General features: G+C 64.4%; 14 protein-coding genes and 3 tRNA genes. 16 read left to right on the forward strand and 1 reads right to left on the reverse strand.

Annotated elements, in window-relative coordinates:
* Positions 1 to 8: 8 nt before the first annotated feature.
* From ACXR2W_RS01415 to ruvC, 3 genes are all read left to right on the forward strand, one after another.
* Positions 9 to 575: an HIT family protein gene (locus ACXR2W_RS01415; protein ID WP_458812479.1), complete on the forward strand. Its 567-nt coding sequence runs from the start codon at positions 9 to 11 to the stop codon at positions 573 to 575.
* Positions 576 to 699: 124 nt separating this feature from the next.
* The gene (locus tag ACXR2W_RS01420) at positions 700 to 1,464 is read left to right on the forward strand and encodes a YebC/PmpR family DNA-binding transcriptional regulator (RefSeq protein ID WP_458812481.1); all 765 of its coding nucleotides are present in this window, start codon (positions 700 to 702) and stop codon (positions 1,462 to 1,464) included.
* A gap of 1 nt (position 1,465) precedes the next feature.
* Positions 1,466 to 2,056 (forward strand): crossover junction endodeoxyribonuclease RuvC, encoded by a 591-nt coding sequence (gene ruvC, locus ACXR2W_RS01425; RefSeq protein ID WP_458812484.1) that lies wholly within the window; start codon positions 1,466 to 1,468, stop codon positions 2,054 to 2,056.
* A 73-nt stretch (positions 2,057 to 2,129) separates the two neighbouring features.
* On the opposite strand, the gene ACXR2W_RS01430 is transcribed toward ruvC, so the two are convergent.
* Complete coding sequence (locus tag ACXR2W_RS01430; protein WP_458812487.1) at positions 2,130 to 2,921, reverse strand: trimeric intracellular cation channel family protein; 792 nt, start codon at positions 2,919 to 2,921, stop codon at positions 2,130 to 2,132.
* Between the two features lie 104 nt (positions 2,922 to 3,025).
* On the opposite strand from ACXR2W_RS01430, the gene recO reads away from it, so the two are divergent.
* The 13 genes from recO to ACXR2W_RS01495 all read left to right on the forward strand — a co-directional run bounded on the left by recO (position 3,026) and on the right by ACXR2W_RS01495 (position 14,155).
* Positions 3,026 to 3,748 (forward strand): DNA repair protein RecO, encoded by a 723-nt coding sequence (gene recO / locus ACXR2W_RS01435; RefSeq protein WP_458812489.1) that lies wholly within the window; start codon positions 3,026 to 3,028, stop codon positions 3,746 to 3,748.
* A gap of 33 nt (positions 3,749 to 3,781) precedes the next feature.
* Positions 3,782 to 4,579 carry an isoprenyl transferase gene (locus ACXR2W_RS01440; RefSeq protein WP_458812492.1) on the forward strand — a complete coding sequence of 266 codons (798 nt, stop codon included), beginning with the start codon at positions 3,782 to 3,784 and terminating at the stop codon, positions 4,577 to 4,579.
* Positions 4,580 to 4,593: 14 nt separating this feature from the next.
* Positions 4,594 to 5,805 carry a tRNA dihydrouridine synthase DusB gene (gene dusB, locus ACXR2W_RS01445; protein WP_458812495.1) on the forward strand — a complete coding sequence of 404 codons (1,212 nt, stop codon included), beginning with the start codon at positions 4,594 to 4,596 and terminating at the stop codon, positions 5,803 to 5,805.
* Complete coding sequence (locus ACXR2W_RS01450; RefSeq protein ID WP_458812498.1) at positions 5,798 to 7,054, forward strand: deoxyguanosinetriphosphate triphosphohydrolase; 1,257 nt, start codon at positions 5,798 to 5,800, stop codon at positions 7,052 to 7,054. The genes dusB and ACXR2W_RS01450 overlap by 8 nt, the downstream gene beginning before the upstream one ends.
* A gap of 92 nt (positions 7,055 to 7,146) precedes the next feature.
* Complete coding sequence (gene dnaG, locus ACXR2W_RS01455) at positions 7,147 to 9,054, forward strand: DNA primase (RefSeq protein ID WP_458812501.1); 1,908 nt, start codon at positions 7,147 to 7,149, stop codon at positions 9,052 to 9,054.
* 36 nt (positions 9,055 to 9,090) lie between these two features.
* On the forward strand, positions 9,091 to 9,939 hold the full coding sequence (locus ACXR2W_RS01460) for an ABC transporter ATP-binding protein (RefSeq protein WP_458812504.1): 849 nt from the start codon (positions 9,091 to 9,093) through the stop codon (positions 9,937 to 9,939).
* A 92-nt stretch (positions 9,940 to 10,031) separates the two neighbouring features.
* A tRNA-Asn gene (locus tag ACXR2W_RS01465) sits at positions 10,032 to 10,104 on the forward strand.
* Between the two features lie 80 nt (positions 10,105 to 10,184).
* Positions 10,185 to 10,778 (forward strand): gamma carbonic anhydrase family protein, encoded by a 594-nt coding sequence (locus tag ACXR2W_RS01470; protein WP_458812507.1) that lies wholly within the window; start codon positions 10,185 to 10,187, stop codon positions 10,776 to 10,778.
* Positions 10,779 to 10,858: 80 nt separating this feature from the next.
* A tRNA-Gly gene (locus ACXR2W_RS01475) sits at positions 10,859 to 10,932 on the forward strand.
* Positions 10,933 to 11,107: 175 nt separating this feature from the next.
* Positions 11,108 to 11,185, forward strand: a tRNA-Pro gene (locus tag ACXR2W_RS01480).
* A 57-nt stretch (positions 11,186 to 11,242) separates the two neighbouring features.
* Positions 11,243 to 12,718 carry a trigger factor gene (tig, locus tag ACXR2W_RS01485; protein WP_458812510.1) on the forward strand — a complete coding sequence of 492 codons (1,476 nt, stop codon included), beginning with the start codon at positions 11,243 to 11,245 and terminating at the stop codon, positions 12,716 to 12,718.
* A 94-nt stretch (positions 12,719 to 12,812) separates the two neighbouring features.
* On the forward strand, positions 12,813 to 13,460 hold the full coding sequence (locus tag ACXR2W_RS01490; RefSeq protein WP_458812513.1) for an ATP-dependent Clp protease proteolytic subunit: 648 nt from the start codon (positions 12,813 to 12,815) through the stop codon (positions 13,458 to 13,460).
* Positions 13,461 to 13,483: 23 nt separating this feature from the next.
* Positions 13,484 to 14,155 (forward strand): ATP-dependent Clp protease proteolytic subunit, encoded by a 672-nt coding sequence (locus ACXR2W_RS01495; protein WP_458812516.1) that lies wholly within the window; start codon positions 13,484 to 13,486, stop codon positions 14,153 to 14,155.
* Positions 14,156 to 14,210 lie beyond the last annotated feature (55 nt).

Consider the following 14,210-nt stretch of genomic DNA (forward strand, 5'->3'; position numbering starts at 1 on the left):
AGACACGCATGCAGCATAACGGCGACACCGGTCTGCCCCGCACTGAAGAGTATGCCCAGAGCGGGGCGGTCGGCACCCCCGACGACATGCAGCGCCTGTGGGTGCCGCACCGTCTCGTGTACGTGAAAGATACACACCAGCCAGACCACACTGACTGCCCGTTCTGTGCGGCCCCGCAGCGCGACGACCGAGACGCTCTGATCGTCGCCCGCGGTGAGCACGCGTATGTGTTGCTCAACCTGTTTCCGTACAACAACGGTCACATGCTCGTGTGCCCCTACCGGCACATCTCGCAGTACGACGAGGCGACACCCGAAGAGGTCGCCGAGATTGGCGCCCTCACCCAGACCGCCATGCGGGTGGCGCGAGAGGTGCTTGGGTGCGCCGGTTTCAATCTAGGCATGAATCAGGGTGAGATTGCGGGCGCCGGTATTGCGGCGCACCTGCATCAGCACGTCGTGCCGCGGTGGCAGAACGACTCAAACTTCTTTCCCATCATCGCGAAGACGAAGGCACTGCCACAGCTTCTCGGTGATGTGCGCGAAGCGATGGCGGCCGCGTGGCCGACGCCCTAACTCGCTGGCCACGCGGGGCGAGGCGTCACCCGCCGCCAAGCTGCAGTGCCGCCCTGCGGCACTGCAGCAGCACTGCGCCCTAGACTGATATCCATACGTTTGAACTGAAGAAAGAGGAGCTCCAGTGGCAGGACACTCCAAGTGGGCAACCACTAAGCATAAGAAGGCAATCCTTGATTCGCGTCGCGCGAAGGCGTTTGCGAAGTACATCAAGGTGATCGAGGTGGCAGCGCGCATCGGCGGGCCTGATCTCGCGGGTAACCCGGCGCTGTCTGAAGCCGTGCACAAGGCGAAGAAGAACTCGGTGCCCGGCGACAACATCGATCGCGCGATCAAGCGCGGTGCGGGTCTCGATGGCGAGGCTGTCGAATACATCACGATCATGTACGAAGCGTACGGCCCCAACGGCGTTGCACTCATGGTCGAGTGTCTGACCGACAACAAGAACCGCGCGGCCGCTGAAGTGCGCACAGCGCTCAGCCGCAACGGTGCAACGCTCGCAGACCCCGGCAGCGTCGCCTACAACTTTGCGCGCAAGGGTGTCATCACCGTGCCGGCGGAGGGCACGACCGAAGATGACGTCATGATGGCGGTACTCGAAGCTGGCGCAGAAGAGGTCGCACAGACCCCCAACGGCGAAGCCTTCGAGATCATCACCGAGGCAACTGACCTTGGCGCTGCACGCGACGCGCTCGTCGCGGCGGGCATCGACTACGACTCGGCCGACGCCGAGTTTGTGCCGAGCATGAAGGTCGAGATCGACGCAGACACGGCCCGCAAGGTGTTCCGTGTCATCGATGCGCTCGAAGACAGCGATGACGTGCAGAACGTGTTCTCAAACTTCGACCTGCCTGCTTCGGTGCAGGAGGAGCTGGCGAACGACGAGTAACGTGCGCGTTATTGGAATCGATCCCGGCCTCACGCGTTGTGGGGTCGGGATCGTCTCATCTGGAGTGGGCCGCAAAGTCGTGTTCGAGCACGTCGAGGTGCTGCAGAGCGCCGCAACCGAGAGCCTGCCGCGCAGGCTCCACCTGCTGGGGTCTGGCATCGCACGCATCCTCGACGGCGAGAAGCCCGACGCGATCGCGCTCGAACGCGTCTTCGCGCAGCAGAACCTGCCCAGCGTGATGGGGGTTGCGCAGATTAGTGGCATCATCATGTACCTTGCCGAGCAGCGCGACATACCGGTTGCGATGTACACCCCCAACGAGGTGAAAGCCCAGGTCACCGGCTATGGCAGTGCCGAGAAAGCGCAGGTCACGACCATGGTGACGCGCCTGCTCGGGCTCGCCGCGCCGCCGCGCCCGGCCGACGCGGCCGACGCGCTCGCGCTCGCGATCACGCACGCGTGGCACCTGGGCCGAGGTGGCGCTCCGGATCGAGAGGGTCTGGGTGCACCGCCGCGAGGGGAGACACCCGCCCAGCGCGCCTGGCGCGAAGCTGAGCAGCGCGCGGGCGCAAAACGCGGCCCGCGAGGGTAAGGGCCGCTGGCGGCGGCGATCTCGGCGACCCTGCCATCCCGTTCTTGGGCCGGATCGGGGCGGCGCTCAGCTTTTAGGGGCGCTCCTCGGTGCGCCCGTCGGTGCGCCCGTCGGTGCGCCCGTCGGGGCGCTCCGACTGCTGCGGCATCTGCGGCATCTGCGGCAGCGTGATGGCTCCGGTCGCGAGTGCCTCTTCGACGGCGCGCTCGACCTGGCGTTGGCGGCGCAGCTGAATGCGGTCGAGCGCCCGCTGTTCGGGGAGGCTCCAGCCGAAGCGCACCGCGAGCAGCCGCAGCACGGTCGTGACGATGATGCACACGACCCCCGCGATCATCACGGGCACCCCAAACGTAAGCAGCACGACGAGCACACCCACCCCGGCGAGGCTCGCGACGGCGTACAGCGATCCGACATGCATCAGCGCGATCGGAATATTGAGCATAAGGTCTCGCAGGAACCCGCCCCCCACGGCGGCGATGGTGCCAATGAATAGCGCGGGCACGACGGGCAGGCCGTAGGCGAGAGCCTTGGTAGTGCCGAGCGCACCAAATATGCCGATGCTGATCGCGTCGAACACCGTAATGATCGGGTCGACGCGGGCGAGCCCGCGCGCGAGCAGCATGCCGGCGAGCGAAGCGAGGGTGCCCACGATGATGTAGAGGTTGTTCGAGAACGCGGCTGGGCTGACCCCCAGCAAAATATCGCGCAAGAACCCGCCGCCCATGCCCGTGAAAATGCCGATCATGGCGACACCGAGCAGATCGATGCGTTTAAAACCCGCGGCAAACATAGCGCCCTGCAGGGCACCCACCGCGGCGGCGGTGAGGTCGATGGGGAGGGGAATAACGAAAGTCTCATCGAGCACACCCCTATTTTCCCGTATCTGGCTGAACCGAACTCGTGATGGTGGCGCCGCGCGTGGCGGCTGGCTCTCCCGCATCGCCCAGCGGCGTACGAGATACTTGCTCTGTGCCCCTCTATCGCGAAGAAGGCGTCGTCTTGCGCACGCACAAGCTCGGCGAAGCCGACCGTATCGTCACGCTGTTTACGCGCAGCCGTGGCGTGCTGCGCGTCGTAGCGAAGGGGGTGCGTCGCACCACCTCGAAGTTTGGGGCCCGTCTCGAACCGTTCATGGTCGTGGACCTGCAGTGCTACGAGGGGCGCAGCCTCGACAGTGTGACGCAGGCCGAGACACTCGGCGCGTACGGTGCGGCGATCAGCGCCGACTACGACCGATACCGCGCGGGCAGTGCGATTGTCGAGACGGCTGAGCGGCTGGGGGAGGGCGGCGTATCGCTGCCGCTCTACGCCCTGCTGATCGGCGCGCTGCGCACGCTCGCTGCGGGCAAAATTGCGCCGGATCTCGTACGGGACGGCTACCTCTTGCGTGCGATGTCGGCCGCTGGCTGGACCCCCGGGTTTGACGACTGTGTGCGCTGTGGGGCGCCCGCGCCCCACACGCTCGTGTCAGTGCAGGCGGGAGGGGTGCTGTGCGAGGAATGCCGCATGCCGGGGTTGCCAAGACTTGATCCTGAAAGCATCGTGCTGCTCAGAGCGCTCCTCGCGGGCGACTGGGAGACCGCCGTGGCGGCGACCGCGCGGCAGCGCGATCAGGCCGCCGGCATTGCCGCGGCCTATGCCCAGTGGCATCTGGAGCGGGGGCTGCGGTCGCTGGGAGTGGCGCGTCGGTGATCCGGAGCATGAACACGGCCTAGACTTTGAAGCATGCCCGTAGCTCCCCAGACCCTTGTGCCCGTCGACTGGACGGGCGAGCAGCCGCCCGCGTTTCGCGGCGCAGCCCCCAAGCATGTCGCGATCGTCATGGACGGCAACGGGCGGTGGGCGAACAAGCGGGGGCTGCCGCGCGTCGAGGGGCACCGCATGGGCGAGCAGGCCCTGCTCGATGTGGTGGCGGGCGCGATCCAGGCTGGCGTTACGCACCTGAGCGTGTACGCATTCTCGACCGAGAACTGGCGGCGCTCACCCGACGAGGTGCGGTTTCTAATGGGATTCAACCGTGACGTGCTGCGCAGGCGGCGCGCGCAGCTTGATGCTTGGAACGTACGCATGCGGTGGGCGGGGCGCCGGCCGAAGCTGTGGGGATCGGTGATCAATGAGCTGCGAGCATCTGAGCGTGAGACGGCGCACAACACGGGCCTGACGCTCACGATGTGCGTGAACTATGGCGGTCGTAACGAACTTACCGACGCGGTGCGGTCGATCGCGGCTGAGATTGAGGCGGGGAGGCTCACCCCCAAAGGCATCACTGAGCGCACAATTGAGCGCCACCTGTACGTGCCCGAACTGCCCGACGTCGACCTGTTCTTGCGCAGCTCGGGCGAGCAGCGCACCTCAAACTTCATGCTCTGGCAGTCGGCGTACGCCGAGATGGTGTTTCTTGACACCCTGTGGCCCGACTTCGGGCGGGCCGAGCTGTGGCGCGCGATACAGATTTATCATGACCGAGACAGGCGCTTTGGCGGCGCCATCGACGCGCCAGGGGAGAAACCCGCCTCAGCGTGAGAGAATGGCCGGTGATGTCTTCTCTCACGCTTCCGCAGAACCCAGCGACCGCCCAGCGACTGCGCATCGGCAACCTCGAGCTCGAGGTGCCCGTGGTGCTCGCCCCCATGGCCGGCATTACGAACACCGCGTTTCGGCGGCTGTGCCGCGAGCACGGCGCGGGCCTCTACGTCAGCGAGATGATCACGAGTCGCGCGCTCGTTGAACGCACGCCAGCGTCACTGCGGCTCATCAAACATCATGAGAGCGAGACGCCCCGGTCGATTCAGTTGTACGGTGTCGACCCGAAGACCGTGTCTGAGGCTGTGCGGTTTTTGGTTGATCAAGATCTCGCAGACCACATCGATCTGAACTTCGGTTGCCCGGTACCCAAGGTGACGCGCAAGGGCGGCGGGTCGGCACTGCCCTGGAAACAGGATCTGTTTCGCGCGATCGTCGAGGGCGCGGTGCAGGCGGCAGGCGACGTGCCGCTCACGATTAAGATGCGCAAGGGCATCGACGAAGACCATATGACTTACCTCGACGCGGCGCGCGCCGCCGAGCAGGCGGGGGTCGCCGCAATCGCGCTGCACGGCCGCACTGCGAACCAGCACTACTCGGGGCACGCAGACTGGAGCTCGATCGCGACGCTCAAAGAGACGATCACGAGCGTACCCATTCTCGGCAACGGTGACATCTGGTCGGCCGAAGACGCTGTGCGTATGGTGCGCGAGACCGGCTGCGACGGAGTGGTCGTGGGCCGTGGCTGCCTGGGGCGCCCGTGGCTGTTTGGCGACCTCACGGCAGCGTTTCGTGCAGAGTACGGTGAGATCACGGCCGAGGAAGCAGCGCGCACCATCGCTAAGCCACCGCTCGGCTTTGTGATGCAAACGATGCGTCGTCACACCGAGCTGCTCACCGAATTCTTCGACGGCGAAGAAGACTGGGCGTGCCGCGATATTCGTAAACACGTCGCCTGGTATTTCAAGGGTTACGGGCTGGGCGGCGACCTGCGCCGCTCGCTCGCCACGGTCGAGTCGCTCGCGCAGATGGACGACATTTTCGCCACGATGGACGCCGACATGCCCTACCCCGGTATTGGTGCAGAGGGGCAGCGTGGCCGCGCGGGGAGCCCCAAGCGGGTGCACCTGCCCGATGGCTGGCTCGACAGCCGCACGAGTGACAATATTGACCGCGCCGCCCTCGCCGAAGCAGAGGTCGCCGGGCTGGGGGTTGACGGTGGCTAGCTCGCCACTGCCCGACGGGTATACCGCCGCAGACGCCGAGCGCTTCTCGCCCGAGACGCACAGCGGGGCACGCAGTGATTTTGCGCGAGACCGAGCGCGTGTGCTGCACTCGAGTGGGTGGCGGCGCCTCGCTGCCAAGACTCAGGTGCTCAGCCCCACGAGCGGCATCGACTTTGCGCGCAATAGGCTCACCCACTCGCTTGAGGTTGCCCAGATTGGCCGCGAACTGGCAGCGTCGCTGGGGCTGTCACAAGACGTGGTTGACACTGCGTGCCTTGCGCACGACCTCGGCCACCCGCCCTTTGGGCACAACGGTGAGAAAGCGCTCAACGAATGGGCGTCAGGCTTCGGCGGATTCGAGGGTAACGCGCAAACGCTGCGCATTTTGACGCGCCTCGAACCAAAGCGATTCAGCGAGGTGGGCGAAAGTGTCGGGTTGAACCTGACGCGTGCAACGCTTGACGCGAGCTGCAAGTATCCCTGGGCGCTCCAAGACGCAGCCCCGGGAAGTATGAAGTTTGGCTACCTCACCGAAGACACCGAAGTCTTCACGTGGCTGCGGGCGGGGGCGCCCGAACGGCACAAGTGCGCAGAAGCGCAGGTCATGGACCTGTCAGACGACATTGCCTACTCGGTGCACGACTTCGAAGATGCCATCGTGAGCGAGCATATTGATCCCGAGATACTCACGGCGCGCTCAGGCCACGCTGCGCTGATTCGGGCCGTCGCGGCATGGGCAGGTGAAGAGTTCACGAGCGACGAACTCGGGGCCGCGTTTGACCGGATGTCGAGTAGCGAGACCTGGCTGCGCGGCTGGGATGGTTCGCGCAGGCACCAAGCGCAGCTCAAAAACTTTACGAGCGACATGATCGGCAGGTTCGCCAGGGAATCCATTCGCGCGACGCTCGCCCACACTCAGGGCCCGCTTGCGCGCTACGGCGGCGACGTCGTGGTACCGCGCGAGGTGCAGGCAGAGATTGCGGTGCTCAAAGGCATTGTCGCAGCGTTTGTGATGCAGGCGGGGCGCAGGCAGCCCACCTATCGCAGACAGCGCACCCTGCTTATTGAGCTGATGCACACGCTGTGGGAAGCTGGGCCCACGGAGCTTGAGCCCGCTTACGCCGCAGACTTTAGGGCCGCCACGACCGAGGGCACCGCGCGGCGCGCGATCGTCGACCAGGTGGCGTCGCTCACCGACCAGTCGGCGATCGCCTGGTACCAGCGGCTCTGTCAGGTACCGCTGGTCTAAAAGAAATCGCGCAGCGATTTCTGACCAGAGGTAGCGGCGTCACTACGCCGGCTGGTCTCAAAGAAATCGTGCAGCGACTAGACTAGAGCGCTATGGCGGGACGGATTCGCGCGAGCGACATTGAAGAGGTGAAGCGTCGCGTAAACCTCGCCGATCTCGTGGGCGATCACGTGACGCTCAAGAACGCGGGCGTTGACTCGATGAAGGGGCTCTGCCCGTTTCATGACGAGCGCAGCCCCAGTTTTCACGTGCGCCCGGCGGCTGGTTATTATCACTGCTTTGGTTGCGGTGAGTCGGGCGACGCCATCACATTCTTGCAGCGCACCGACCACCTCACCTTCACCGAGGCGGTTGAGCGACTCGCGGCGCGCATTCACTACGCCCTCACCTACGAAGAGGGTACAACGCGCCGTGAAGACGGGCCGAACCGCGCCAGGCTGCTTGCCGCGAACCAGGCAGCGGCAACTTACTTTGTTGCACAACTCGCGAGCGAAGAAGCACTCACGGCGCGCGAGTTTCTCGCGCAGCGGGGGTTTGATGCCGCCGCGTGCGAAATGTTTGGGGTGGGCTATGCCCCGCGCGGCTGGGACGGCATGTCGAACGCGCTGGCGCAGCAGGGGTACACGGCACCCGAGCTGATTCAGTCGGGGCTCGCCTCCGAGGGGCGCCGCGGCGCGTACGACAGATTTCGTGGCCGCATCGTGTGGCCGATTCGTGACACGAGCGGTCAGGTGCTCGGGTTTGGCGCGCGCAAACTGTATGACGACGACCAGGGCCCCAAATACCTCAACACGCCCGAGTCGCCGGTCTACCACAAATCGCAGGTGCTGTACGGGCTTGACCTCGCCAAGAAAGCGATTTCACGTGGCAAACGAGCAGTGATCGTCGAGGGCTACACCGATGTGATGGCTTGCCATCTTGCCGGTATTGACTCGGCGGTCGCCACGTGTGGCACCGCGTTTGGCAAAGACCACATCTCGGTGCTGCGTCGCATCATGGGCGACGACAGTGCAGGCGAGGTCATTTTCACGTTCGACCCCGACGAAGCGGGGCAGAAGGCCGCACTGCGGGCGTTCTCGGAAGAAAAGCGGTTCACCGCGCAAACCTACGTCGCGGTGGCGCCCGAAGGTCTTGACCCGAGTGATCTGAGGTTGCAGCGCGGCGATGAAGCCGTGCGCGACCTGTTCACCCAAAAGGTGCCGCTGTTCGAGTTCGCGCTCAGGCAGGCCGTGTCGCGTTTCGATCTCAACAGCGTCGAGGGGCGCGCGCTCGCCCTGCGCGAGGCTGCGCCAATCGTGGCCGAGATAAAGGACCCATCGCTGAAGCCGGGTTACGCCCGCGAGCTCGCCCGCATGTTGGGGCTCGAGCTCGCTGAGGTGGGGCAGGCGATTCGGCGCGCCGAGGGGGCAGCACGGCCGGGGCAGAGGCCGTCGCGCGGCCAATTTGACCAGCGTGACCCTTTCGACCAGCAGCCGCAGTTCGACGGGCCGACCCCCTACGGGGCCGAGGCCCCCCAGCCCCCCGCCCGCCGCATCAGCATGTCGACGCTGCGCCAGCAGCCCACGACCTGGCTCGAACGTGACGCGCTCATGGCGATGCTGCAGCAGCCCGCCGGCGTCGGCAGCGACCTGCTGCTGCAGGCCGCTACGGCGCAGGTTTTTGATCCGGATCTGGCCGTAGTGCGTGACGCGATTGGCGCTTCGCTCGCCGCGACAGGCGATTGCGGGCTCGAGCATGTTCTGAACGCCGCGCCCGAAACCCACCACGGGCTGATCCGGGAGCTGGCGATCGCGCCGATACCAGAGCGGCGAGCGAACCAAGTCGCTGTGTACGCACGCGACGTAGTGATTTCGCTGCTCGACCGCGACCTTGTGTCGCTGGGGCGCGAGCTGCGCGCGAGATTGCAGCGCATCCCAGACCCGGCGGACCCGGGCTCCAGACGCATCCAAGAGCAGCTCGTCGCGCTCGAAGCGGCCCGTCGCGGGCTGCGCGCCGAGTAGCCTAGGGCTGACTGTTACCGATCAAGGAGATTGTAGATGCCACACCCGGTTCCAGACGCTGATCCCAGCATTAGCGTCTCTGACCTGTCACTCGCATACCCGGCCCACGGGGGCGGTAGGGCGTTTCAGGCGCTGGAGGGGCTGAGTTTCGATGTGCGCCGCGGCGAGGTCGTCGCACTGCTGGGCGAGAGTGGTTCGGGCAAATCCACCCTCGCGAAATTTCTTGCGGGACGCGCCGAAGACGCTGGCGATAAATCGTCACGCATCAAACTGGTGGGCGGGTCTGCCACCGTGCTTGACATGCCCATGAAGCGCCTCGGGCGGCGCAACCGTGCGAGGCTCACGGCCTACACCGGATTCCTGTCGCAGGAAGCGGGGGCGACGCTCACGCCAGAGCTCAACGTGGGCGATATCTTGTTGGAACCCATCACCGAGCGCGCAAAGAACTTCGATCGCGACGCAGTGGGCGAGCAGATCGCCGAGATGATGGACATTGTTGCGATGCCGCTCGCGAAGCTGCAGGAGTATCCGTACGAGCTCTCGAAGGGTCAGCGGCAGCGCATCGCTGTCATTCGGGCACTCATGCTTGACCCGAAGCTACTCATCGCAGACGAACCAACGCTGGGGGTCGACGCGAACAACAGGCCAAAGATCGTCAACCTGCTGAAGTGGTACCGGGAGCGCACCGGCGCAACCATGCTGCTCATCAGCCACGACATTGGCATGCTCGAAGCGCTCGTGTCAGAAGTGATGGTGTTACAGGAGGGCCAGCTCATCGGCCGAGGCGACATTAACGAGATCTTTCGGCACGCCGATCACGGCTACGTTCAGTTGCTTGCGCAGGCGCTGCGGGCTAACGCGTACGACGAAATTGCTGAGGAATAGCGGGCGGCTCGCCCGGGATCAGTGATGCGGGGCCCTCGATTTGCAAACGCTTTCGAGCCCGAGCTAATATAAATCTCGTTGCAACGCAATGATCTCCCGTAGCTCAGTTGGCAGAGCGCTTGACTGTTAATCAGGATGTCGCTGGTTCGAGCCCAGCCGGGGGAGCAACACAAGAAAGGCCCTCACTTCGGTGAGGGCCTTTCGCTTTTCTGCGTAGTTCAGGATTGTTTGAGAAGGGGTGTCTCATGGTGGAGAACTCAGTTGCTGGGCAGGCGAGCGACGAGCAGGGGAGCAGCGGAGAGTCTCGCGATCGGCACGGACTTGTTATCGCTGTGCCGCCCTACGGATCACCCCGCCTTCACGGGACGGTTTGGCTTGCGCCGGGGTCGGTCGTGGTCGGTGACGTAGAAGTCGGCGAAGGCAGCAGCGTTTGGTACAACGCGGTGGTGCGCGGCGACTCGGATGCGGTGCGCATTGGGGCGCGTACAAACCTGCAAGACGGTGTGGTCGTGCACACTCAAGCGGGCAACCCCGCGGTCATCGGTGACGACGTCTCGGTGGGGCACAGCGCGGTCGTGCACGGAGCACAAATCGAAAACGGGTGCCTGGTGGGCATGAACGCGACAGTGCTCAGCGGTGCGGTCGTCGGAGCCGGCTCCCTCGTGGCAGCGGGGGCACTCGTGCCACAGGGGATGCGCGTGCCGCCGGGGTCGCTCGTAGCTGGGGTGCCCGCACGTATCGTTCGTGAGTTGCGTCATGGTGATCGCGAAACCGTGCGACTCAACGCCGAGCGCTACGCCGGCTACACCGCAGCCCACCGCGACGCGACACGCGGTTAGCATTGCCCGTGTGCAATCTCGCGCTCCATGTGCAGTATGATCGTTGAGGCGCAAGCGCCACCCGACCGCATCAGCGGTTCGGGGCTGTAGCTTAGTGGTAAAGCCCCAGTCTTCCAAACTGGTTATGCGGGTTCGATTCCCGTCAGCCCCTCCAAGTATTTCTCGGCAGAGCGCCGCTCCTATTTGGTGGAGTCTTCAGCGTGTTGTGGCCCCTGGGGCCTGGCGCCACACGCGAGACGCACACGATATGCGCAAACGGTCTTCCTTCGGCTAGACTTGCTCGGGTTGCGCACTTCCGAGTGCCAACAACACCAGAAACCTACAGGTTTCGGGGCGTAGCTCAGCTTGGCTAGAGCGCCCGCTTTGGGAGCGGGAGGTCGCAGGTTCAAATCCTGTCGCCCCGACCAGGGTCATTTGGCCCGACTCAGGCATAATCCAAGATTTCAACCCGATGAGAGGCCAAATTGCCGAAGACGACTGCTGAGAAGCTCACCCCGACCCGCGCCAAGCTGAGCGTGGAGGTTACGCTCGACGAGCTCGAGCCGCACCTGAAGCAGGCCTACAAGACGATCTCCGAGCAGGTCTCGGTGCCCGGCTTCCGCAAGGGCAAGGTTCCCGCCCAGATCATCGATCAGCGCGTTGGCCGCGAGGCAGTGATCCAGGAAGCCGTGAACGCTTCGCTTGACACCTTCTTCCAGCAGGCACTCGCAGAGTCGGGGGAGCAGCCCATGGGTCGCCCCACCGCTGATGTTGCGCAGTGGATCGAAGCTAAGGATCCCGAGAGCACGCTCGTTCTCGTGTTCGAGGTTGAGGTGCGCCCCGAGTTCACTCTGCCCACCTACGACGGCATCAAGCTGACCGTTGACAACGCTGAGGTCGATGAGGCTGCCGTTGAGGCAGAAATGACCAAGCTGCGCGAGCGCTTCGGCACTCTCGTGACTGTTGATCGCCCCGCAGCGACCGGCGACTTCGTTGAGCTCGACCTCACCGCATCGATCGACGGCGAAGAAGTTGACCAGGCAAGCGGCATCTCGTACGAGGTGGGCGCAGGTAACCTGCTCGCAGGCACCGATGAGGCCATCGAGACGCTCACCGCCGGTGAGTCGACGACCTTCACGTCACAGCTGCTGGGTGGCGAGCACGAGGGCCGCGACGCAGAAGTTGCTGTGACGCTGACCGCTGTCAAGGAGCGCGAGCTTCCCGAGGCTGACGACGAGTTCGCACAGCTCGCAAGCGAGTTTGACACGATCGACGAGCTGCGCGAGAGCCTCAAGGAGCAGGCCGGCCGTGCGTCGGTCTTCGCCCAGGGCCAGCAGGCACGCGACCTCTTCACCGCTACGCTCATCGAGCAGGCCGGTATCCCGATCTCTGAGGAGCTCGTGGAAGAAGAAGTGCACCGTCACCTTGAGGGTGAGGGTCGTCTCGAGGACGACGAGCACCGTGCAGAGGTTCGTAAGCAGGCTGAAGAGCAGATCCAGCTGCAGCTGCTGCTCGACGCGCTCGTCGAGGCTGAGGAAGTGACCCCGACGCAGAACGAACTGTCGCAGTACATTTTCCAGTCGGCGCAGCAGTACGGCATGGAGCCCACCCAGTTCCTCCAGGCGATCAGCCAGGGCAACCAGATGGGTGTCATCCTCGGCGAGGTTACCCGCAACAAGGCGCTGGCTATCGCGCTCGCAAAGGCTGAGGTAGTCGACCAGGCTGGCAACAAGGTCGATCTGACCGAGTTCACGGCTGTCGACAACGATCCCGTTGAGGACGACGCCGACGAAGATGCTGAGGCAGCTGCCGAAGCTCCGGCTGAAGAAGCACCCGCAGCAGATGCTGCAGCAGACGAGGAGGCCGCGAAGAAGGCCGCTCGTTCGGCAGCAGCCAAGAAGGCTGCAGCAACCCGCGCTGCCAAGAAGGCGGCCGCTGAAGCTGAGAAGGCTGCAGAGTAAGCATCTGCTTGACGCCGCAGTAGTTCGAGAATCCCTCGCCCCGGTATCGGGGCGGGGGATTCTCGCGTCAGCGGCGTGTGTGCCGACGGCGAACATGCCCGTTTCGGCCCGAAGAACTCGATACTCTCGTACCAGACGACAACGAATGGAGCGCCGAATGGCTGAACAGACACCACCGGTCAGCGTGTTTGAACGACTGCTCAAGGACCGGATCATTTGGCTCGGGTCAGAGGTTCGCGACGATAACGCGAACGAGATCTGTGCCAAGATCCTGCTCCTCGCGGCCGAGGACCCCGAAGCCGATATCTACCTGTACATCAACTCGCCCGGTGGCTCCATTACCGCTGGCATGGCGATCTACGACACGATGTCATTTGTGCCCAACGACATTGTTACCGTTGGCATCGGCATGGCCGCCTCGATGGGGCAGTTCCTGCTGACGGCAGGCACCAAGGGTAAGCGCTACATTACGCCGAACGCTCGCGTTCTGCTGCACCAGCCCCACGGTGGCTTTGGTGGCACGGCGAGCGATATTCAGACGCAGGCTCAGCTGATCACGTCGATGAAGAACCGCCTCGCACAGATCACGGCTGCTCAGACTGGCAAGACGGTCGAGCAGATCAACGAAGACGGCGACCGAGATCGTTGGTTTACGGCCGATGAGGCTCTCGCCTACGGTTTCGTTGACTTCATCCGCGACTCCGCTACCGACGTCGTCGGCGGCGGCGGTACGAGCAAGTAGTCAGAACAGGAACAGAAGATTCTATGAACATGAACCACATGCCAAGTTCCGGCGGCTCGCAGCTGCAAATGCCCGGCTCGCGCTACGTGCTGCCCACGTTTGAGGAGCGCACAGCGTACGGATACAAGCGCCAGGATCCCTACGCGAAGCTTTTCGAAGACCGGATCATCTTCCTCGGTGTGCAGGTGGACGACGCCTCGGCCGACGATGTGATGGCACAGCTGCTCGTGCTGGAGAGCCAGGACCCTGAGCGCGACATCACTATGTACATCAACTCGCCCGGTGGGTCATTTACCGCGATGACGGCGATCTACGACACGATGCAGTACATTCGCCCACACGTGCAGACGGTGTGCCTCGGCCAGGCTGCCTCGGCCGCTGCCGTGCTGCTCGCGGGTGGTACGCCGGGCAAGCGCCTCGCGCTGCCGAACGCGCGCGTGCTGATCCACCAGCCTTCGACCGGGCAGGGTGGTCACGGCCAGGCCTCGGACATCGAGATTCAGGCGCGCGAGATTATGCGTATGCGGGAGTGGCTCGAGGAGACGCTTTCGAAGCACTCGAAGCGTACCCCCGAGCAGGTGCACACCGATATCGACCGCGATAAGATTCTCAGCGCCCAGGAGGCTCTCGAGTACGGTCTGGTCGACCAGGTGTTGACGAGCCGCAAGAACCCTCAGCCTGTTCTGGGAGAATAAGTCGATGGGCCCGGGAGCGTGCTCCCGGGCCCGCGGCGTGCCGTCTGGCTTTGTC

The sequence above is a fragment of the Leucobacter faecis genome (assembly GCF_054456695.2).